At 50.5% G+C, this 22,075-nt stretch carries 15 protein-coding genes; all 15 read right to left on the bottom strand.

What is annotated here, in order from left to right; all coding sequences use genetic code 11:
- Positions 1-64: 64 nt before the first annotated feature.
- The gene (iolE, locus tag ASF12_RS24335) at positions 65-958 is read right to left on the bottom strand and encodes a myo-inosose-2 dehydratase (protein WP_056040437.1); all 894 of its coding nucleotides are present in this window, start codon (positions 956-958) and stop codon (positions 65-67) included.
- A 40-nt stretch (positions 959-998) separates the two neighbouring features.
- On the bottom strand, positions 999-2,864 hold the full coding sequence (gene iolD, locus ASF12_RS24340) for a 3D-(3,5/4)-trihydroxycyclohexane-1,2-dione acylhydrolase (decyclizing) (protein WP_056040439.1): 1,866 nt from the start codon (positions 2,862-2,864) through the stop codon (positions 999-1,001).
- Between the two features lie 209 nt (positions 2,865-3,073).
- Entirely contained in the window at positions 3,074-5,392 is a 2,319-nt protein-coding gene (locus ASF12_RS24345) for a glycoside hydrolase family 88/105 protein (protein WP_235533266.1), read from the bottom strand.
- A 217-nt stretch (positions 5,393-5,609) separates the two neighbouring features.
- Positions 5,610-8,195 carry a beta-mannosidase gene (locus ASF12_RS24350; protein WP_056040443.1) on the bottom strand — a complete coding sequence of 862 codons (2,586 nt, stop codon included), beginning with the start codon at positions 8,193-8,195 and terminating at the stop codon, positions 5,610-5,612.
- Between the two features lie 174 nt (positions 8,196-8,369).
- Positions 8,370-9,692, bottom strand: coding sequence for an ABC transporter substrate-binding protein (locus ASF12_RS24355; protein WP_056040445.1), 1,323 nt, complete (start codon positions 9,690-9,692; stop codon positions 8,370-8,372).
- A 133-nt stretch (positions 9,693-9,825) separates the two neighbouring features.
- Positions 9,826-11,031, bottom strand: coding sequence for a glycoside hydrolase family 130 protein (locus tag ASF12_RS24360; protein WP_056040447.1), 1,206 nt, complete (start codon positions 11,029-11,031; stop codon positions 9,826-9,828).
- 52 nt (positions 11,032-11,083) lie between these two features.
- Positions 11,084-12,328, bottom strand: coding sequence for an AGE family epimerase/isomerase (locus ASF12_RS24365; RefSeq protein WP_081419014.1), 1,245 nt, complete (start codon positions 12,326-12,328; stop codon positions 11,084-11,086).
- Positions 12,329-12,343: 15 nt separating this feature from the next.
- Complete coding sequence (locus ASF12_RS24370; RefSeq protein WP_056040841.1) at positions 12,344-13,270, bottom strand: glycoside hydrolase family 113; 927 nt, start codon at positions 13,268-13,270, stop codon at positions 12,344-12,346.
- 76 nt (positions 13,271-13,346) lie between these two features.
- Positions 13,347-14,183, bottom strand: a complete 837-nt coding sequence (locus ASF12_RS24375; RefSeq protein WP_056040449.1) for a carbohydrate ABC transporter permease — start codon at positions 14,181-14,183, stop codon at positions 13,347-13,349.
- Between the two features lie 3 nt (positions 14,184-14,186).
- Positions 14,187-15,065: a carbohydrate ABC transporter permease gene (locus ASF12_RS24380; RefSeq protein ID WP_056040451.1), complete on the bottom strand. Its 879-nt coding sequence runs from the start codon at positions 15,063-15,065 to the stop codon at positions 14,187-14,189.
- Between the two features lie 134 nt (positions 15,066-15,199).
- A complete protein-coding gene (locus tag ASF12_RS24385; RefSeq protein ID WP_056040454.1) occupies positions 15,200-16,708 on the bottom strand; it encodes a response regulator transcription factor in 1,509 nt (502 codons plus the stop codon).
- A 31-nt stretch (positions 16,709-16,739) separates the two neighbouring features.
- Positions 16,740-18,596 carry a sensor histidine kinase gene (locus tag ASF12_RS24390; RefSeq protein WP_056040456.1) on the bottom strand — a complete coding sequence of 619 codons (1,857 nt, stop codon included), beginning with the start codon at positions 18,594-18,596 and terminating at the stop codon, positions 16,740-16,742.
- A gap of 12 nt (positions 18,597-18,608) precedes the next feature.
- Positions 18,609-19,676, bottom strand: a complete 1,068-nt coding sequence (locus ASF12_RS24395) for a LacI family DNA-binding transcriptional regulator (RefSeq protein WP_056040458.1) — start codon at positions 19,674-19,676, stop codon at positions 18,609-18,611.
- Positions 19,677-19,960: 284 nt separating this feature from the next.
- Positions 19,961-20,689: a Crp/Fnr family transcriptional regulator gene (locus ASF12_RS24400; protein ID WP_056040460.1), complete on the bottom strand. Its 729-nt coding sequence runs from the start codon at positions 20,687-20,689 to the stop codon at positions 19,961-19,963.
- Positions 20,690-20,945: 256 nt separating this feature from the next.
- Positions 20,946-21,938 (bottom strand): Gfo/Idh/MocA family protein, encoded by a 993-nt coding sequence (locus ASF12_RS24405; protein ID WP_056040461.1) that lies wholly within the window; start codon positions 21,936-21,938, stop codon positions 20,946-20,948.
- Positions 21,939-22,075 lie beyond the last annotated feature (137 nt).

The raw sequence follows: 22,075 nt of genomic DNA on the forward strand, positions 1-22,075 counted from the left end.
ATCATCTGCTTATATTTCACCTTCGAAACGGTAGCTTAGCCGCCAAAGGACGGTGACAGCCGTTTCACCTTAACGAAGTTAAGTAACCAATCGCTTTCTTCGCATATTCATAGGGATTATGAGTCGCAGGGTCCTGTTCGCCTTCAAGCATCGCCCAGCCGTTATAGCCGCGAGCCGTGAGCTCCTGAATAACTGGCGCAAAATCAAGGCAGCCGTCACCCGGCACCGTAAATACGCCTTTGCGAATACAAGTGACGAAATCGGCCTGCTCTGAGCGGGCTTCATCGAGTACTGACTGGCGAATATCTTTCAAATGAATATATGCGATGCGGTCATAATGTTTATTCAGCACATCCAGCGGCTTCGCTCCGCCATAATAAGCATGACCTGTATCAAACAACAGGTGCACATAGGCCGGGTCCGTCAGCTCCATCAGCTTGTCGATTTCCTCCGGCTGCTCAACTACGGTTCCGCCATGATGATGGTAAGCCAGCTTTAAGCCGTATTCAGCCGCTATTTTTCCGGCAGCGTTAAGGCCTGTCGCCAGCGACTGCCAGCCCGCTTCATCCAGCCGCAGCACTTCCGTCTCATTCGGCGTACGCCGCGGATCAAAATGCAGCGAGCCGCCAACCTCAGCCGTGCTAATGACCTTGCTCCCCATGCTTTGCAAAAACTCGGCATGCTTTCGGTAGCCCTCAAGCTCAGCCTCGCGGTAAGCGGGATCAGAGAACAGCACCGATTTCCACTGGGACACGAGCTGAATGCCTCGCTTGCCCAATTCCTCGCGCAATACGGCAGTGTCGGCCGGATATTTGCGCCCCATTTCCGTTCCGGTCAGCCCCAGCCGCTGAATATCATCCAAAATCTGCTCATAGGTCGTATCCGCCCCATGCTCCCGTACATCCTCGCCAACCCAGTTAATCGGGTGAATGCCGAGTGAAAATGTAAATGGCTTCATCGCTTACCCCAGCTCCTTATTCAAAAATAGGATCAACCTGTTACAGCTGCTTTGCCTTGCTGAGCTTTGCCTGCATCGCTTCATGCGCCTTGAGAACTTTGTCGCTCTCTGATACAGCAGGAACGCCAACATGCCACCAGGATTCATAGCCGCCGGAGTTCGTGCCCGGTAATACGCTAATTTCGATCAGCGTCGTGCGCTCTTCCTGTTTCGCCTGAAGCAAAGCCTCACGCAGCTCCTCCGCATTGGTTGCTTTGTATGCACTGGCCCCAAGACTGCGGGCATGGGCAGCAAAATCAATCGGCAGCGGCTGTCCGGTATATCTGCCTGTGCTCGCTTCGCGGTAGCGGAACTCATTGCCGAAGCCATCACTGCCATGCTCGCGCTGCAAGTTATGAATACACTGGAACCCATGATTGTCAAAAAGCAATATCGTAAACTTGCGCTGTTCCTGCAAGCTCGTCACCAGCTCGGAATGCAGCATCAAGTAGCTGCCATCGCCAACCATCGCATACACCTCGCGCTGCGGCTCGGCGAGTGCTGCTCCGAAAGCGCCGCTAACTTCGTAGCCCATGCAGGAAAAACCATATTCCATATGATATGTTTTCGGCTCGGTCGAACGCCATAAGCGGTGCAAATCGCCGGGCAGGCTTCCGGCAGCGCCAACGACGACGGAAGACGAATCAATCGTTTCATTAATAACGCCGAGCGCGCGGGTTTGGGAGAAGCCGCCTTCATGCTCTTCCTTATAAAGACGATCAACCTCTGCATCCCAAGCCGCTTTGCGCTGCGCCACTTCCGCATCGGTGTAGCTGCTCTTGTAATTCGCTGCTTGCAGCGCACTTTGCAGCGCTTGCAAACCAGTGCGGGCATCGGCAATTACCGCTTCACCGCCCAGCTTCGCTGCGTCAGCGCCATTTAAGTTAATGTTGATAAACTGCACATCCGGGTTCGCGTATGCGGACTTGGAGGCGGTTGTAAAATCCGAGTAGCGCGTGCCGACGCCAATAACCAGATCAGCCTGTTTGGCCCATTCATTCGCTGCCAGCGCGCCGGTGACGCCAATGGCTCCTGCATACAGCGGATGGCGCCAATCGAATGCGCTTTTTCCGGCCTGCGTTTCCGTAACCGGAATGCCGAAAGCTTCGGCGAAGGCTTGCAGCTCGGAGGTCGCAGACGCATACAAGACGCCGCCTCCTGCTACGATAAGCGGATGCTTGCTCGCTGCAATGCGCTCTGCTGCACGGGCTACCGCATCTTTCGTCGGTTCGCGGCGGTCAACATAATGCACGCGTTTTGCAAAGAAGCTTTCTGGATAGTCATAAGCCTCCGCCTGCACATCCTGCGGCAGCGCGAGCGTAACCGCTCCAGTCTCTGCCGGATCTGTGAGCACGCGCATCGCTTGCAGCGCTGCGGTAATCAGCTGCTCTGGACGAACGATGCGGTCCCAGTAACGGCTGACGGCCTTGAAGGAATCCGTAGCCGAAAGGGTATAGTCGCTGCTTACCTCAAGCTGTTGCAGCACCGGGTCCGGCTGGCGCGAAGCGAAGTTATCGCCGGGCAGCAGCAGCACCGGAATGCGATTAACGGTCGCTGTTGCCGCAGCCGTTACCATGTTCAGGGCACCTGGGCCTATCGAGGTCGTGCAGGCATAAATCTGCTTGCGGTTACGCTGCTTGGCGAAGGCTGCTGCTGTATGCACCATGCCCTGCTCGTTTTTGCCTTGAATAAAGGTCAGGCTGCCTGCGCTTCTTTCCAGCGCCTCTCCCATGCCGGTCACATTGCCATGACCGAAGATGCCGAATACCCCTTCAACGAACTTCGTTTCCTCGCCATCTACCGAAATGTATTGCTGATCCAGAAACCGCAGCAGCGCTTGCGCCATCGTCAGTCGAATCGTCGTCATGCCCATTTCCTCCTATCGCAAATGTATGATTTTATCCTTTTCACCACAGTTATAATAAGTTTGCTTCTGCTCGTTCTATGCTTTGGATTAAGCGCTTAACTCACCAGAGGAATGGCGCCTAATGTTTTAGATTAAGCGCTTCTCCCATAGGCTACTACAACATAGAGCCGCTGACAAGTTTTTTCTTTTGGCCTTGCTTTTACCACATCTTATTTTGCGTTATCGTCGTTTGTTTGCGTTTGCAAATGCCGCTTCAGCTTGGCAACTTCTGTGCCGGCAAGCATCATAATGCCAATGCCGTGATTGTCGTTGACAACCGTCCGCAAATCCTGATCATAATAATCCGCTGTGAAAGCGTAGCGCGAGCCGCTGCATACGCCATGCACATTGCCCTGCCGGTCAATGGCGTAACGCGTCAAGCCATCCCATGCACGGAACGCAGCATTCGTGATAGCGGCTGGCTGCTTCACCCAGCCGAAGCGAACGCCCCGAGCGAAGCCATAAGCAAACATTGCCGTGCAGGACGCCTCCAAATAAGTATCTGGACGATTGACTACCTGATGCCATAAGCCGCGATCTGATTGACGAGCGGCATAGCCTTCGCATAGCTCATTAAAGAAGTCCAGCAGTTCATCGCGCAGCTCATGAGCCGCAGGCAAAGCTTCCAGCACTTCTGTCAGTGAAAAAATCGTCCAGCCATTGCCCCGCCCCCAAGGGATGCCTGTCGCCCTGTCATATTTAAAATCATACACATGGGACATTAGCTTCTCACCGGGCATAAACAAATAGTTTTTGAAGCGCAAAAATTGCTTCGCCGCTTCATCCAGCGCCTCCCGATTGCCCGTTAAGCGAGCATAGCGGCACAGAAATGGCGTACTCATGTACAAATCATCGGCCCACATCGTATTGGCAGCATACTCGCCCTCGCAGGTGCGATAAAATGCGCCATCGGGCTTGCGCTCCAGCTTATTTAGCATAAAATCAGCGATGCGCTCGGCAATTGGCTCTACGCTTGCAGTAGCGAGCCCTTGTCTAGACTCCAGCATAGCCGAGCCGAATGAGCCGCAATTATCGAGCATTTTCATCATGACGAGCTGCTGATTAATGGCTGGGAACCCATATTGCTCACGATCCCAGAAGGAATAGTCGTACATTTCCGTACATGCCTCAACATGCTGAGTCGCATAGCTGACGATATCTGGACGATCCAGAAAACGACCGGTTTGCAGCAAGCCGTATATCGTGACGCCAAGCGGATAATCCCACCGCGCATAATTGGATACCGTACCGACTGTCCATTTATTGCTTAGCATGGCATTTTCGTAATAAGGACGTACCCAAGTGTTCGGTTGGTCGAGCTGCCAGTAGGTGTGCAACATCTGTCCCTGCTGAACAGGCTGCGATGCCTTGTTTAGAGCATATAGGCAATCCGTGCGAACAAGCTGCTCCCATGTAGGGTTAGCCGCCCCAGCTTCAAACGGCCCGACATATAGCCATTGTCCTGCTCCCGAACCATGCACTTGCTGCGGCAGGCTCATTGTGACAGCGCTGCCATCATTGGCGTTAGCCGCCGTCAGCTCAAAGCCCCAAGACTGCTGGCCGCACACGCTGCGAGCTACGAAATGATGCTTGCCAGCTTCCAGCAAAAGCTCAATGCGAAACGATCCTGCCGCTGTGCTTTCACCTACCTGTTTTCCTTCAAGCCACAAGGTAAGCTCGCCAGAGGACTCGCCTTCAAGCACGACTGCTTGTTTCCCAGGCAGCGGCTGATACAATGTCGTCCACGCATAGGCAGCTTTGCCATGCTGCTCTCCGAAAATCCGCTCCAGCTGGCCAAGGCTGCGCTCCTCCTCTGTCCAATCGATAACCGGCAGCCAGTCCAGACCCGGCTCCTGCTGCTGTGATCCCATTAAATCCGGCTGCGCCACTTCTACCCGCTTGCCGGCCTCAAGGGCTGAATCAACCGGCTGCGAGAAAATCCATCCCGACTGCCCATAACGCTCCTCGAATGGTGCACGAACATTCATGATCCTTACTTTGGCCTCGTCGGAGCCGATTTGACAGCCGAAGCCCGCTGGCGTGCAAGTCATCGACAGCCATAAGCTGTTCCAGCCCTTTGCAAATACTAGACTCAGCTTAACCGTTGCATCCGGGCTAATTTCCTCTATTACATTCGAACGAAAAACTAGCTCGCCATTGAAATACAGTCTCACAGGACCAAGGCAGCGTACATTAATATCCAAGCTGCGCTCCTCATCGCTCCATACGAGCCCTGCTCCATAGCTCAGCTGCCCAGGTTTTGCCTCAGGAAACCGTGAAGCAAGATCCAGCTCATACAGTCCCTCTGCATTTTGCAAAACGCCATTTTTGTTGAAAGCGCGGAAAATAAATCCTGCCTGCGGATTCGCACCCACATAACGGTCGGCCAGCAGCTTCAAAATAGCGGTATCTTTGTCGCCAAAACGATGCTGTGCACTTTCCTCTGCTTGAAAATAAATCGACATCGAATGATCACAAATCCTTTCCATGGCGTAGCTTGCTATCCGTTAATCTATTTTATGAAAAAGCGATTAGGTATAGCGCTTAACTTGGTGAAAATGAACCGCGCTTGCAATCGCCAATGAACGGGCAATTTACATGACGCGGTATTGAAATTTAAACCTTATGCAGCCATTATAGCTGAAAGCGCTTCATTCTGTCATCTCTTTTTTTAAAAAAAACGCCGCTATTTTTTGCTCAGGCTATTTATTCATTCGCTTGAACAATAAAATCGACCATTGAACGGGCCGTCACGCGGCTATCCTGCTCTGTTCCGCCCGTGCTTGCACCTGCGTTGAAATCTCCCAGTTCATGCGGTATAAACGTGACCGTTTTCACCGTGCCTGGCAGCAAATCAAAGAAATTATCACTGAAGCGGCCTTCACGCTCACATGTCAGCCAGACGCCTTTGGCCAGCGTATTCGTCTCCAGCGTCCACTGTGCAACGCCGTTGTGCTCGGACTCTGTTATTTTGAGCTCGGCCTGTGCCAGCGTAATGTCCTTCATTGCCTCAAAATAATGCAGCTCGCTTGCCAGAGTGTGGCCATCTGCTTCATCCAGCAGCTCTGCCAGCAATACGCTTGCCGCGGTGTCGGCAGCTCCAAGCAGCTCGGAGCGCTGAAGCGTCAGCACATTAGCCGCAGTATTTGCTGTTACGCGGACAGGAGTACTTTGCTCGCCCAGCAGCTCACCGCTAAAGCTGTACAGGCGCAGGCGCAGCTGGCCTCGTACGGGAACAAGCTGATCGGATACGATGTGGAAGCTGATTTCCCCTGTTTCCTTGCGATCGTCTACCGACAGCAGGCAGTCTGCGAAGCTTCGTGCTGCATAATATTGCAGCGCCTTCCAGCGACCGTAATAATCCATGCCCGCCCAGGAGGCTACAGGCCAGCAATCATTCATCTGCCAATACAAGGAGCCCATGCAATACGGCTTGCGGCGGCGATGTGCTTCAATAGCCGTTTTCATCGCCTCTGCCTGCAATATTTGGCTCATATACAAAAACGAAGGGAAATCCTTCGGCTCGGACATATACATCTCCATATATTGCTTAATGAGTCGGTTGCCGGCGCCATTTTTCTGATGGGCGAGCATGACTGTGGATTCCAGCTCCATATCCGCCTCTTCCGCATAGCTGCGCACCGATTTGTATTCCGGGAACGACTGGAAGCCATATTCGCTCATGAAGCGCCCGACGTAGCGATTATAGTTTTCGAATGGCTCTACATTATGCCAGACGCCCCAATAATGAATATCTCCGCTAATCGAGGAAGAATCCGAGTGCTGCGTAAGGTCGCCGGTCAAATCAACCATTGGCGAGGAAGGCCAATAATCGATTCCTACCGTCAAGGACGCTACAGCTTCTGGCAAAATGCGATGGAAAATCGCCTCATAGTCTGCCCATAGTTTCGTTTGCTGCTCCTGCGTGTACGATTTTTTCCAGCCCCAGCCGCCATCTGGAATATAATGCGACCATGCGGTATCGATTTCATTATTGCCGCACCATAGGGCGATCGACGGATGATTGCGCAGACGCCTAATGTTATCTTCAGCTTCCAGCTGCACGCTGCGCAGAAACGCTTCGTCACCCGGATACATGCTGCATGCAAACATGAAATCCTGCCACACGAGGAGGCCATATTGATCACACAACTCATAGAAGGCTTTTTCCTCGTAAAAGCCCCCGCCCCAGACACGAAGCATGTTCATATTTGATTGTACGGCGCTTACGATTTCATGTTTATAACGGTCGTAGCCGACTCTCGTCGTAAAGCTGTCATTTGGAATATGATTCGCGCCTTTGGCGAAAACCTGAACCCCATTCAGCTCCATATAAAAGGAAGTGCCGACATCGCCCTGCTGCCTAACGAGCCGGATTGTGCGAAGTCCCGTCGTTACCTTTTGCGAATCATATCGAACTTCGTTATTGCTATGCCAGCATTCGATCTGGAACGTGTACAGTTCCGGCTCGCCCAGACCTCTGCACCACCATAGGCGCGGATTTTCAACTTCAAACGGAATTTCAATCGTCTGTTTGCCTGCAGCTAAAGAAGCAGAATGCCCGCTGAACATGCCATTATCGGATGCTGCCAGCTTCAGCAGGACATCGCATTCGCGCTCAGCCTCCAGTTCAATGACGGCTGTAAGCTTCGCTAGCTCTGCCCGCACCTCATCCTGACGGATGTATACATCGGTAATCCGGACATAGGACCAGCCCTCCAAATATACGGGACGCCAAATACCGCTCGTTACGAAACGCGGGCCCCAGTCCCAGCCGTAGTGGTAGGGGGCTTTACGGGCAAATACGCTAATCTTCTTATCGTCAAGTCCGCCTACTTCGGATTGATCATTTGGTGCCGGCAGCGCATAACCAAGCTGAGCCAGCTTCGGCAAATCTTCTTTAATCGGCGAGCGGAACAAAATACGCAGCTCATTGTCGCCAGCTGTCAACCTGTCCGTAACATCAACTCTCCACGTACGAAACATATTATCTGCCGCCAGTACATGTGAACCATTCAAATACACATCCGCATATGTATCGAGGCCCTCGAACACGAGCTCCTGCTTCGCCCCAGCAAGCTGCTCCGGTGAAGGCTGAAAGCTCGATACGTATTCCCAGTCTTTTTTGTCCACCCACTGCGCGTCCTTCTCATTCGTTCCGTAAAAAGGATTTGTCAGCCGGCCATTTTGAATTAAATCCGTATGTACATAGCCTGGCACGGCAGCAGGCAGCCATTCTCCCTGCTCTTGTTCCTTAAATCTCCAATTCCCAATCGTCCATTGCTCTTTCATCGTATCCTCCTGAAAATGAAAAAAGTCAGCTAAACACATGAAACCTTACTCCGGGGACTGAGCCGCCGAAGCAAGGTTGCCATGCATTTTACCGCTAATTTAACACTAATAAATATATTGTTTATGACTTGTGTTGCTCTATTAAGATAAATCAGCTAGTGGAAGCTGCTATACTTAGTAGCCCAAAGCTGTTTTAGCTTCTTTCCATTTCGCATTCAGCTTGTCGAAAGCTGCTTGCAGATCGTCAGCAACCAGATACTCTTGTACATAGTTGCCAGTACCGATGCCGATTTGCGCTTTATTGGCAATTTCATTGAATTTTGGATCTGTAGCTTCGCTTTCCAGCAGTGTTGGGTTAGTTGCTTGGAACTCAGCCAATTGAGCAATTGTCGACTGTGCCGACTTGTCGATTGGCATGAATCCGGATTGCTCTACATAACCGGACTCTTTCACGAAGAAGTTGACCCAAGCTGTCGCAAGCTCTTTGTTTTTGCTGTCTTTGCTTACGCCAACCAAATAATCCGAACCAAGCGGTGCATTGTATTTGCCGCTATTGTCGTATGGAAGCGGGAAGAAGCCAATGTCGTCTGACGATGCGCCAGCGCCTACGATTTGTGGAATGACCCAGTTGCCAAGGAAGTACATAGCCGCTTTACCCGATGCAACCTCGCCTTTCGACATTTCCCAGTTGTTTGTCGACAGATCTTTTTCAACCCAGCCTTTTTCAATGAAAGTACGGCCGATATTGGCAAGAATACCCCAAGCGTTGTCCACTTTGAATGGTGCTTCATCTGTTACGAGCTTGGATACAAACTGCGGATCGCCCGCAACGTACCATGCAGAGCCGTCACCCCAGTTGCCCATTGGCCATTGTGCGCCATAGTTCATATAAAGTGGAATGATGCCTGCAGCTTTCAGCTTTTCCGCATCCGCATACAGCTCATCAAGCGTAGCTGGAACTTTATCGATGCCTGCTGCTGCAAAAGCTTTTTTGTTATACACGATCCCTTGCGTATTTACGCCGGTCGACAATCCATAACGTTTGCCATCGAACAGCGACAGGTCAGCGAAAAAAGTATTGGTGAAAAAATCATCCGGCAGCGGTTCAAAATATTTCGGATATTCCGAAACGGCAAGTCCAGCCGGAAGCATCAATACGTCGCCTGCTTCGCCCGTTGTTAGGCGAACTTGGATGTCTGTCGCATAGTTCGTCAAGCCTTCAAACTCAATTTCAGCTTTCGGATATTTTTCTTTAAAAGCTGCTGCGTATTTATCTAGCGTCCCATCGTTGAGAAAATCGGTACGATGCGTCAAAACTTTAATTTTGCCGCTCAGCTCGCTAGCTGCGCTTGCTTCCGGGCTTGCCGCGGAATCACTAGGGCTTGCCGAAGCAGAGGCTGCTGGAGCGCTTTCTGCCGGCGTATTATTGCCGCCGCAGGCAGCGAGAATGGAAGTCATCAATAAAATTGCGGAAGATAAAGCCAAGCTTTTTTTCATTTTGTTTCCCCCTGAGTCATATTTGGTATCGCTTACATCGTAATCATATACGCTATGAAAGCAAAATAATATGACGCTGTTTTGTTTTTATTGTCATGAATTATGCTAACAGCGTCATCGTTTGTTAGTTTGCTTAGCTGCGGCGCAGAAAAGCGTATTCCGCCTGCTCCATCAATTGGAGATTGCGGCTGATCAGCTCCGTGCGCTGCTCGACGCTTGCCCGGGACCGCAGATGATCCGGCGGCGTTTGCTTCACATAATCGACAAGCTGGTCGATACTCGTTGCAGCCACATGTACTCTTGTATCGGAGGAAGCATAATAAATGTACACTTCGCCGCCCGGAAGCTGGACAGCGCCATTACAAAATACGACATTGGATACATCGCCTATCCGTTCAATTCCCTCCGGGGCAAGCAAATGACCACCTGGTGCGTACGTAACTTTGCTCGGATCATTCAAATCCGTCATGAACGCATACAGGACGTAACGAAGTCCTGCCGCTGTATTGCGCACACCGTGAGCAATATGGAGCCAACCTTCAGCCGTTTTTAGCGGCGCTGGACCCTGTCCATTTTTCACTTCTTTAATCGTGTGGTAAAGCTTGCTGTCGACGATTGTTTCTTCGGCGATGACAGCTGGGTTCATGCTCTCTGACAAGCCCCAGCCGATGCCCCCGCCTGCGCCTGTGTTAATAAAGCCGTCCTGAGGGCGCGTATAAAAAGCATATTTGCCGTCGACAAATTCAGGATGCAGCACGACATTTCGCTGCTGTGGCGACGGAGAAGCAAGATCCGGCAGACGCTCCCAGGTGCGCAAATCCTTCGTGCGGGCAATGCCGCCTTGCGCAACCGCGCTTGACGTATCGCCAGCTGGCGCTTCCGGATCTTTGCGCTCGGTGCAGAACAACCCGTAAATCCAGCCGTCCTCATGCTTCACAAGCCGCATATCATACACGTTTATATCCGGATCTTCCGTTTCCGGCAGCAGTACGGGATAATCCCAGAAGCGGAAGCCTTCTGCCGGAGAGTCGCTTTCAGCAACTGCGAAAAAGGATTTGCGATCAGCACCCTCTACCCGAACCATCAAATAAAACTTCCCACCCAGCTCAATGGCTCCCGGATTGAAAGCGGCATTTACACCAATCCGCTCCATTAAATATGGATTAGTCTCCGGGTCCAAATCATAACGCCAGTACAGAGGCGTGTGCTCATTCGTAATAACGGGATGCTCGAATCTTGCAAATACACCATTGGACTGCTGAACTTGTTTATTAGGCGCATGAAGCAGCTGCTCATGCCGATCCGATATTGCTTTAAGCTGTTCCAACCATTGATTCATAAGGGCCTCCTTATTATTCATGTCTTATTTATGTCTGCTTTATTTTTGCGCATTAATTATTAATGCCATTAATCTTAATTCGTTCCAAGCGTTCGATAGCTTCAAAGCAAGCCCGGCTGTTATGGTACGGACATTTCCATGGATCGATTTTTGGATAGCTTGTGTCTGCCACACCTTCACGGGATACTTGCCAGTGCCATTCGCCTGTTTCCTTATCGGATACGCAAGCTGCAATGAACTGCCAGCTGCCCCAAGCGGCATTCAAATACCGCTCCTCCTGCGTCAGCTCATAAGCATTCAGAAACCCAACCATCGCTTCCGCCTGCGGCCACCAATCCTTCGCTGCATCCAGATGTCCGTCTCCGTCGGCTTCATTATAAACGCCGCCATCCACATCTACGCCCTCGGCAAGCGTCACGTGCGCCATTTGAATAGCAGCTTCCCGCACGCGTTCCTCAAGCGCTTTATCGCCCAGCACTTCAGCCGCCTCCCACAGCAGCCAGCTTCCTTCAATATCGTGGCCATACGAGACATGGCGGGATTTGGAGTTCCATGCATCATCAAAAAACAGCTTAAAGTGATGACTTTGCGGATCAATGATGTAATCCAAATGCAGCTCTATGAGCGTCTTCAGCTTGTCGCGAAGCCCTTCCGACTTCCATACCCGATACAAATTCGTATAAGCTTCCAGAACGTGCAAATGCGTGTTCATCGATTTCCGCTCATTGAGATCCTTGCCGCTGAGGCTCAAATCATCCGTTTCCTGCCAGTTTTGCGCCAGCGCTTCAATATAGCCCAGATGAACCGGATCAAAGGCATGCTTCTCCAGCAATCTGTAAATTTCCTCTGCCCACGGCAGCACGTCCTGCTTGCCAGTAGCCCGTACATATTCCGCTAGCGCATAAATAACGAAGGCCTGCCCATATACTTGCTTTTTCGTCTGAACCGGCTGCCCGTCCTTATCGACCATCCAATACAAACCGCCATACTCCTGATCGTGAAAATGTTCCCGCAGCGCACCCAAAGCCCGCTCTGCCAATTCCAAATAAGGCGCTTCCTTATAAATGCGGTACGCTGACGAGAATGACCACAAAATCCGTGCATTGAGCACGAGGCCCTTATCTGCATTTTCCGAAATGGACCCGTCGCTTGCCATATGTCCAATAAATCCGCCGTTCTTCTCATCTACCGCATGCTTCATCCAGAAGCCAAGAATTTGCTCGCGCACTTCCTCCGTCAGCGATTTTTGCCACTCTACAAAATCCAGCATGTTTTGCGTTCCTGTTACGTTGCTCATTTTTCTTTCGCCTCCCTAGCTTACTGGCTGTCCTTGTCCCTTGGCATAGTAAGCGCGGATGACCGCTGCCGAACGTTTGCCATACATGCAATAATCATCGTTGCGGGCAGCATCTTTCGCATCGTAAAGCTGAGCTGGCCAATCCCACAGCATGTAGCCGAGCATCCAATCGCGCTGGGCACAAGCAGCAAACATCGCTTCATAATAACGCTCCTGCTCGATTTCAGACGGCGCGCCTGGCAGCGACCAGTCATTCGGCTTTGCAGCCGAGCCATCACGGCTCGGACAGCCCGCTTCCATGAAGAAAAACGGCTTATTCCACTTCGCAATGCCCGCCTCTATACGATCAAGCTGCTCCTCGAATTGATCAATCGGATAATAGCCGCTGGACGAAATAATATCGACGGCATCCCACCAGCCCACTCGCTCTTCCTGATATTTATCGCAGTTATAAGTAATAGGTCCGCTGTATAGCGTCCGTACCAAGGCAATTAAATCGCGCCATTCCTGCTCGCGTTTGTCCGTCTGGACCATTTCACAGCCGATGCAAAACATTTCGCAGCCCTCTTCCTCGGCTATCGCTGCATAATAGGCAATGAATTTTCCGTAGGAAGCGAACCATTCCCCCCATCTCGGCTCCCCTGGCGTATCCTGGTCGAAGAAGCCGATATGTGCCCGCCAAGTGCCATTTCCAACATTGACTACTGGCTTGAGGCATACTTTAATGCCGTGCCTTTTCGCCTCGCGAATCGCCCAGCGTATTTCCTCATCACTAACCGTCGGCTCGCTCCAATATGGAATTTCCGTCGATTGCGGCGTATCTTGAACTGCTGCGAACGCAATCGCCGTCCAGTTAACGTTCAGCTTGGCCATTTCAGCGATGGAAGCCGCCGCCGCAGGCCCCGCCCACGTACCACGAACTCCCGTCCAGCCCCATGTCATTCCAAAAACCTGCTCATTCCACTGCTGCAAGTGTGCTTCCCCCTTCAATTCGCTAACCTTGTATTGGATCGCCCTGTTATTTGACCGCACCGCTCGTTACCCCGGCGAAAATAAACTTTTGCATCGAGAGGAAAATCGCTACCGTCGGAATGAAAATTATTAAAATGCCCGCGGATATCACGTTCAGCTGAGCGGCATTCGGCCCGACAAAGGCATAAATAGCCGTCGATACAACCTTTAGCTTCTGGCTTGGCATATACAGATAAGGCGTGTAAAAGTCATTGTAAATCGAGATCGTCTTCAAAATAACGAGCGTCGCTGTTGCTGGCCCGAGCAGCGGGAAAATAATCGAGCGATAAATTTTAAACAGTGAAGCGCCTTCCATCATTGCGCTTTCGTCCAAATCTTTCGGAATACTGTTGACGAATTGCAAATAGATGACGATTTGCAGCACGTCGGCTCCCAAATAAAGAATGATTGGCGCACCCATCGTGTTGTAAAGCGAGAAATACTTAATGACGCTAAATGTAGCAACCTGCGTCGTAACCATAGGAATGACTTGGGCCACGAGGTACATGCCCATAATTCCCTTTTTCAGCTTAAAATCAAATCTTCCCAGCGCGTACGCCACCATCGTGCCGAACATAATGTTGCCCGCTACAGCGATGACCAAAATGATCGCAATATTGCGGAAGCCAAGCCCGAGCTTGCCGATGTCGAACACCTTTTGAAAATTATCAAAATTCAAGAAGTTTGCTGGCAAAGCAAGGCCGGATTGATAATACTCGACCTGTGTCTTAAACGCCCCGGTTACAATGGAGTACAGTGGGAATAAGACGACGAACAGCGCAAGAACCAGCGTCACATATTTGAAAATTGTAAATAACGGTGAACCTTCTCTACTCTGCCCCATCCTCTATTCCCCTCCTTTGAACAAAAATTTGCGCTGAATAACGATAAAGAGCAGAACCATCAATAGCAGCACAACCGCCATCGCCGAGGCAAGGCCGAAGTTTTGATATTTAAATGCCGTATCCACCGTCTTAATGACGAAGGTTGACGTATCGTTCGCACCTAGCAGCATGACATAAGGAATATCGAATGCTTCAAGCGCTCCTGTCAGCGTTAAAATAAGCATGAGCTCCAGCACTTTGCGAATGCTTGGCAGCGTGATGAACCTGAACTTCTGCCAGCCCGATGCGCCATCGATCGAACCTGCTTCATACAAATCGTCTGGAATCGACTGCAAGGCGCCGATGAAAATAACCATGTTCAGCCCCATATACTTCCACATGGAGATGAAGGCAAGCGAGAAGTTGACCAAATGCTTATCGCCCAGCCAGCTTTGCTGCCATGATTCAAGTCCAATGGCCCCAAGGAGCGTGTTTAGCGAGCCGTATTCCACATGGTAAACGTTTTTGAACATAATGACCGTTGCTACGCTGTGCAGCACATAGGGCAGAAACAAAATGACCCGAAACCCATTGCGTCCCCTCAGCTTGCCAGTCAATATGACGGCAAAATACAAGGAAAAGACAACTTGTATTAAACCACCGATGAAATAATAAGCATTGTTTTTAAGTGCTCCGAATACTTCGGGCTTGGTGAAAATCTCCTTGTAGTTGTCGAGGCCAATAAAATTCATATCCCAGCCAAGACCGCTCCAATCCGTCAAGCTGTAATACAGCAAAGATACGGCCGGGTAATACGAGAAGGTCAGCGACAGTAGGACGGGAATTGTCAAAAACCCGAACAAAATTAAATATCGCTGCGTTTTGTAAGAGAACTGATGCATAAGGCCACCCTCGCTTTCTTTTAATGAACACCATTGTTAGCGTTTTCATCATTATAGGAGATGCCGGGCCCGATTATAATGGTCTTTGTTATGTTTTATTGTCTTCAATTTGGATAACGGGAACCTAACTTTCTTCACCTAACTTTATCGCGATATTCCTTCGGTGTTAGGCCGGTCATTTTTTTGAACACTTTAGTGAAATAAGCCGGATCGGCATACCCTACCCGCTCACCGACCATATACGTTTTCAGCCCCTGCTCCTGCCGCAGTAGCTGCTTTGCTGCCTCAATCCGTACAGAAATCATGTAGTCGGTAATCGTCTCGCCCGTCTCCGTCTTGAACAGCTTGCTTAAATAGCTTGGCGTCAAATATACAATATCCGCAAGGCGCTGCAGCTCAAGCTCCTCGGTAAAATGCTGCTGGATATACGATTTAACTTTATCTATAGCTCTATTATCCGATCGCGCGCTGCCTAGCAAGGCGCTAATTTCCTCCATGCCCGTCCGCATACTTTGGGCGAAAGCTTCCCAATTTTCGCTAGCTTCCGGGTCGATCGGCATATTCACCTGCCCATATGCAAGCTGAACGCTGCGTTTTTTCAGCTCCTCGGCAATGAGTGCTCTAATGCCAAAGCATGCCTCCTGCAGCTCCTTCCAGCAAATGCGCTGGGCGGCAGCCTCCTGCAGCCAGCTGTCAAATGCAGTCTGCGCCAAGGCGAAATCATTCATTTGCAGTGCCGGCAGCAGCTCCTTGCCCACAATATGCGTCAAACGCAGCAAATGATCAACAGGTGCAACACGGCTAACAGCGCCGGAGCACCAGCGCGGCTCCGTATTATACCAAGCATGCTGATAGGCGGAAAAAGCTTCGCTATAAGCATTTGTCAGCCAGCTGCTGCCGCGAAAAATGCTGCTAAAGCCTACTTTTGCACGCGTAAAGGCTGGCATTCGCTGAAGCAGTATAACAGCGAGCTCCCTGACGGTCTCGGCATGGTCGGAATCGTGAATGGCGATGAGGATAATCCGTCTGCCGCCTTCACCAGTAATAATCATTCGCTCACGCAGCCAGTCAGCCATAAACCGCTCCAACCGAACTTCGTCCAGCTCAGGGGAAGTCGTTAATAGCAGCACCGCGTAGTGATGGAGAAACAAGGGCAGCTGATCAAGCGTTCCGCACACATCCTCCACGACATAGGAAGGGAGCTGCTTCTCATCCGCGTAAAGCAGCAGGCTGATTAAATCGCCCGACTCCAGGCGGCTGCGGCTGCGCTCCTGCTTCACCTTGCTGTTCACCTTGGCGAGCAGGCGAATGAGCTCATCCAGGTTTACTGGCTTCAACAAATAATCCTCTGCTCCCTGCCGCAGCGATTCTCTGGCAAATTCGAAATCATTAAATCCGCTCAGCACAGCAAATTTAATATTTTTACCTAGCTTCTTTACTTTGGCAATGAGCTGGAGCCCTGTCATCTGCGGCATTTTTATATCCGTCAGCACAAAATCGGGATTAAGATGATCCAGTTGGTCAAGCAGCTCCTGCCCGCTGCCAAATGCGCCAATAATTCGGTATTCCTCGCCTGCCTGCTCAATGAGCTTGCATAATCCCAGCCTAATTCGTTCCTCGTCGTCTACAACAACTATATTCATCGTTGCCACTCCTTCCTTTTCGCTGCGCTTTTCATTCCTGTTCCAGCGGCATCCGAATCGTTACCCGTGTTCCCTTCCCCTGCTCGCTGTCGATCGTTAAGCCATAGCTGACGCCAAAACGCAGCTTCAGGCGCTCATGCACATTGCGCAGTCCAATGCCTCTTCCGTTTGGCTCTAGCGGCTCGGCAGCAGACAAGGCATTGCGTACCCGAAGCAGCTGTGCTTCCTCCATCCCGCAGCCATCATCGGCAACGGTAAACCACTGCTCTCTGCCGACGATTCCCCAGTCAATGCGAATGAGCATCGTTTCCCGTGAATCCTCATACGCATGGTTGACGGCATTTTCCACAATGGGCTGGAACAGCAGCTTCATAACCCTTATGCCCCAGGCTGCTTCTCCCTCCGGAAGCTCCAGTTGAAACCGATCGCCGAAGCGGTCGTTAATCAGCCGCATATACATGCGCAAATGCTCAAATTCCTGGCTGGCCGTCACCGTTTCATCTCCTGCATGAATGCTGTACCTGAGCTGCTGTCCAAGAAGCTGGACCATCTCAGCTGCCTCAGGATCATCGTTCAGCACAGCGGTCATCCGAATCGACTCCAGCGTATTGTATATAAAATGAGGATTAATCTGGCGCTGCAAGCTCTCCAGCTCGATCTGGTTTTTACGCTGCTCCATGCGGTAAATGTTTTCAATCAGCAGCTGGATTCTCACCATCATGCGGTTAAAGGCATTGCCAAGCATGCCGACTTCATCGCGGCGGCGCACCGGAAAGGCGACATCGAGATTGCCCGCCTGTACCTGCTTCATCAGCTTCACCATTTCGCGCATCGGCTTCGTCAGCGCAAAAATCAGCACAATCGAAATGAGCAGAGCCAGCGTCATAATGGCGATTGCTGCCGCTGCCGTGTAATTACGCGTCTGAATCGCTTCGGCCTCCACCTGCTCCTTCGGAATGAGAATAAGAGTGAGCCAGCCGGATTCCTCGGATTTACGATAAATGACGAGCTGCTCCTTGCCATTTTTATCGACGATGTAGCTGCCGTTTTGTCCTTCTGCCTGCTGGAGCAGCGCATCGCCGGATAAATTTTCAGCAAGAAAGGCTTGCTCGCTGTCATAAATAACGGTACCCGCCTCATCCAATATGAGCGTTGTGCCTTTCGTCGTCTCATCCAGATCATTCACAACGTTCTCAATGACTTCAATGCTGGCATCGACCGCAATTATGCCGACGGAGTGGTAGGTGCTGTCAATAATATTGCGTACGATCGTGAATACATACCGCTTGCGATTCGTATCGCCGCTTACCTCCTGCGTGCTGATCAGCACAGGCTTGCCATTTGCAGCAGCAGCGGTTTCATGCCAGCGATTATAAAACTCAGGCAGATTGGCGCGGGCGCCCCCGCTCTTCATGACATAATAGGGATTGCCGTACGCATCAAATAAATAGACGCTGCTGGCGCCTTCCTTAATATTGTTCATAAAATAAATGCTGCTTTCGATTTTGCGCTGGATTTGCAGCTTCATTTGTATATTTTTTCCGTCATGCAGATTAGGGTTGCCTCCTGTTTCGGCTTCCACCTGCGAATAATAATGATTAGAGAGCTTAAGCCCCTCCTGAATTTCGCCGAGATAGGAAGGTATAATCGAAATTTTTTTCATATCCTTCGTATAGTCGTCGAGCTTGCTGACCATTTTGTCGGAAATTTCCGCTGCATAGGTAACTGTATTTTTCTCAATCGTATTCGTATAACGCAGCGAAGAAATATAAGTAAGCCCGCCAACCGGAATAATGATCAGCAGTACGAACACGATAAACAGCTTTGCTTCCATGCGGGTTGCCGGAAAGAAAGTCCAGCGCCGCAGCCCAAATTTCGAGTCTCCCATCGCATTCGCCCCTTAGCTTTGCGTCATGGAGCTGGAAGTCGATTCACGCATGACGAAATCGCCCGACAGCAAAATTTTCTCTTGCGGGCTGCTCGGGTGCTTCAGCCGGCGCAGCAGCATTTCCACAGCACGGCGGCCGAAAGCCTCCTTCTGCACATCGACGGTGCTGAGCGTAGGCTTTGACCAAGCCGCATCCTCAATATTGTCAAAGCCGACAACGGAGCATTCGCCAGGAACGGCAACATGTAGCTTAGCCAGCACCGTCATGATGCAGATGGCAATGGAATCATTGGCGCAAATGAAGGCGGTCGGCAGCGCTGCTTCCTGGACCATTTTTTTCACAATCAGCTCCAGTGCCTCTGTCATTTCTGATCGGTTATTTCCCTCGAACGTCAACAGCTCAGACTCCTGCTCTTGCACAAGCCCATGCTCCTCCAGCATGGAGCTATACCCGAGAAAACGGTCAAGAAAGCTGCGCGAATAGTGAGTGTTGCCGACAAATTGCAGCTTGCGGTGACCGCAGCCGATTAAATAATTGGTCACTCTGCGCATGCACTCCATATTGTTCATAAAGAGCGTATCCGACGGAATCAGCGGGTCTTCATGATCCACCAGCACGAAAGGAATGCCCAGACTTCTAATTTCAAGCAGCATTTGCGAGGTGATTTGGCCAACGCCAATAATGCCGCAAATGCTGCTCGGGTTAATGAACTGCGAGAAATGATTTTTGAACTGCTCCGTAATCATCATCGTGCCAATTTCCCGCTCCTCCAGCTCCATCGTAATGCCATCCAAAATTTTGCCCCAGAAAAAAGAGTCCCGCGTCTGGTATCTCACGTTAGGCACAAGCAAAATGACTGTATCGCGTGTTTGACGCTCGCTTGCTTTGTCGCCGCTTAAGCTGGCGGAAGGAGCTTTGAGCTTCTGTCCGGAAAAATAGCCGAGCTGCGTGGCAACGCTGACTATTTTCTCGCGCGTCTCCGCACTAACGCCCGGCTTTCCTGAAAGCGCTTTAGAAACAGCGAATTTTGAAACATTTAAATAGTCAGCAATTTGCTGCATCGTCACCTTGTTAGCCATAGCTGCACATCCTTTAGTTAAAATAGAGATATCGGTTAGTTTTGTTAGGTTTCGTTAATCATTTATAAGCTAACATTAGCATACGAACGACTTCCTGAAAAGCTTGTTTGCAAAATAAAAAAGACCCGCTTCAGCAGCGGATCTTTCAGCAGATCAAAATGATAAATTAGGCCTCTCTAACAGCACTCTATTATATATAGAAGAAACACGTCGCACACTGTTCAAATGGCAAGCCTAAATGCTAGCAGCATTTAACGCCGTCCATTCTGTGCTATCCCCATTTATTAAAACATCGCGCGGTTGCTGCTGTTCAGCTTTTGCTCAATCGACTGCTTGCTTTGTTGGGTAAACAGCAATCGCCCTTTTTTTACGACGAATAGCTTCTCTTCTTTCAGCATTTTCATAATTCGATTGACACTGCGCACCGCTACGCCAAGCTGCCGCGCCATTTCCTCACGAGTGGCAAAGAGCTCAAACACGGGCTTTTTCTGAAAATCAGCATGGCCCAATGCCTCGTAAAAATAGGCCAGCAGCTTATGCTCCATTGAATAAAAGCTGTTTTCAAGCGTCTTTCTCCCCTGCTGGAAAAGCTTATTCGCTAGCTGATCGTTCAATCGGTGCAGAAAAGCGGGACTGTTGATGACCCACTTTTTGAAGCGCTGCTTATCGAGGGCAAGCAGCGTAGACTCGCGTGTCGTCTCGACCTGATTAATAAACGGCATATCTAGGCTAATCTCAATATCGCCAATAACGTCACCTGGCATCAGCATGGCGAGCCGGAACATTTTTCCGTCAGATAGCTTTCGTTCTACGGCAAGCTCGCCGGAAATCAAAATATACACATAGACCATGTCGCTGGCTTGATCACATACTGTCTCGCCCGGATGAAAGCGGCGCACTTCCCAGCAGTTCTGCACCTGCTTCGGAAGCTCCTCAAACATCTCCTTCAGCCAGCCATGTCCCTGAATGATCCGTTCAATGGAATCTGTATCTGTACGCAATTCTGTACGCAATATGGCACCTTCTCTGCTGTCGCTCATCCTCAGTTTCTTAAATGTAAACCTATTTTACCCTTTTAAAAAGGACATATGTCCTTTTTGGCAAAGTTTTTTCAGCCGTCACTTGCTCTCATACTGAATGCTGAGGCCTGCATGGCAAAAAGACAGCAAAAAAGCCGCGAATCATCGCGGCAATCAAGGCTTTTCAAACTTTTAGACGGAGCTGGAAGCGTTCATGCTGGTGATCCTCGCAGATTTACAGTGATTAATACTAGTTCAGTGCGTTCAAAATGCGGTCGCATAAATCCATTGTGCCAATGTTGTCCCGACCACTCGAATTCGGCGTCAAATTTTGCTTGCAGCAGGCGATGAAATGGGCCATTTCACCGACAAAGCCGCGCGCGTATAGGTCGCCAAAGCAGCCGGACATCGTGGAAATCGACGGCGTCAGCACCGTTGTTTCCTCGGACAGCGTCTGGTACGACGAGGAGCCAGACATAAGCGACTTGTGAATCGACAGCTTTTTGGAATCTTCGGCTACGACATGGCCGTTGTCGAAGGTAACCAGCACGCTTTCACTTTCGCTCGACCAAGCGGTCATGCCTGCAAAATAAACGCTGCCGGAAATACCGTTGTCGAATTTCAAAGAAAACGACTGGGATATATTTTCGCCCAAATTGTTGTTAAACCCTGCAACTTGCGCCACTTCGCCAAACAAGCCGCGCATGAGATCAACGAGATGGATGGCAGCAAGCTTTAGGAATTGCTCCTCGTTTTTGCTAAAGCCTGTACTATCGCAGGCAAAACGAATTTGGAACGAGCGCGCTGCTCCGAGCTCGCCAGACTCAATCAGCTCTTGAAGCTTCAGATAGATCGGGGCATAACGTTTCATAAAGCCGACCATCAGCACGACGCCAGCCTTCTCAGCTGCTTCCGCAATGGCTGCCGCTTCTTCGGCAGTCCAGCCTAGCGGCTTGTCGACGAATACATGTTTACCCGCTCTAATGCAGTCCATAACGATTTCCGTTTGATCGCCAGGCTGGGCTACAACAATAACGCCATCGCACTCTTCATTTTGCAGCATTTGCTTGTAGTCATCATACGGTGTGCCGCTGCTGCCGAAGCGTGTAAGCGCGGCTTGCGAACGCTCCAGGCTTCGGGTGGATACTGCTGCAATTTCAGCTCCTGCTTCTACTGCGGATGGAAAAATATTCGTCGAGGCATGAAAGCCTGCACCGATAAAACAAAGTTTTGCTTGGCTCATCATTTATCTCTCCTGTTCATCATATCGACAACGACATTAGCACATTTCCATACTCTGATACAAGCAAGCGGAAAAAATAAATTATTTTCTGCACGATATTGACTTAAAAATGAGATTTCAGTATGATTGCTCCTTAG

Origin of the sequence: Paenibacillus sp. Leaf72, assembly GCF_001422685.1 — a bacterium.
Lineage (GTDB): Bacteria > Bacillota > Bacilli > Paenibacillales > Paenibacillaceae > Pristimantibacillus.

What these genes read in the sequence shown, in the direction of transcription:
- iolE (WP_056040437.1), bottom strand. Translation starts at nt 958, where the DNA reads ATGAAGCCATTTACATTTTCACTCGGCATTCACCCGATTAACTGGGTT.
- iolD (WP_056040439.1), bottom strand. Translation starts at nt 2,864, where the DNA reads ATGACGACGATTCGACTGACGATGGCGCAAGCGCTGCTGCGGTTTCTG.
- ASF12_RS24345 (WP_235533266.1), bottom strand. Translation starts at nt 5,392, where the DNA reads ATGGAAAGGATTTGTGATCATTCGATGTCGATTTATTTTCAAGCAGAG.
- ASF12_RS24350 (WP_056040443.1), bottom strand. Translation starts at nt 8,195, where the DNA reads ATGAAAGAGCAATGGACGATTGGGAATTGGAGATTTAAGGAACAAGAG.
- ASF12_RS24355 (WP_056040445.1), bottom strand. Translation starts at nt 9,692, where the DNA reads ATGAAAAAAAGCTTGGCTTTATCTTCCGCAATTTTATTGATGACTTCC.
- ASF12_RS24360 (WP_056040447.1), bottom strand. Translation starts at nt 11,031, where the DNA reads ATGAATCAATGGTTGGAACAGCTTAAAGCAATATCGGATCGGCATGAG.
- ASF12_RS24365 (WP_081419014.1), bottom strand. Translation starts at nt 12,328, where the DNA reads ATGAGCAACGTAACAGGAACGCAAAACATGCTGGATTTTGTAGAGTGG.
- ASF12_RS24370 (WP_056040841.1), bottom strand. Translation starts at nt 13,270, where the DNA reads ATGACATGGGGCTGGACGGGAGTTCGTGGTACGTGGGCGGGGCCTGCG.
- ASF12_RS24375 (WP_056040449.1), bottom strand. Translation starts at nt 14,183, where the DNA reads ATGGGGCAGAGTAGAGAAGGTTCACCGTTATTTACAATTTTCAAATAT.
- ASF12_RS24380 (WP_056040451.1), bottom strand. Translation starts at nt 15,065, where the DNA reads ATGCATCAGTTCTCTTACAAAACGCAGCGATATTTAATTTTGTTCGGG.
- ASF12_RS24385 (WP_056040454.1), bottom strand. Translation starts at nt 16,708, where the DNA reads ATGAATATAGTTGTTGTAGACGACGAGGAACGAATTAGGCTGGGATTA.
- ASF12_RS24390 (WP_056040456.1), bottom strand. Translation starts at nt 18,596, where the DNA reads ATGGGAGACTCGAAATTTGGGCTGCGGCGCTGGACTTTCTTTCCGGCA.
- ASF12_RS24395 (WP_056040458.1), bottom strand. Translation starts at nt 19,676, where the DNA reads ATGGCTAACAAGGTGACGATGCAGCAAATTGCTGACTATTTAAATGTT.
- ASF12_RS24405 (WP_056040461.1), bottom strand. Translation starts at nt 21,938, where the DNA reads ATGAGCCAAGCAAAACTTTGTTTTATCGGTGCAGGCTTTCATGCCTCG.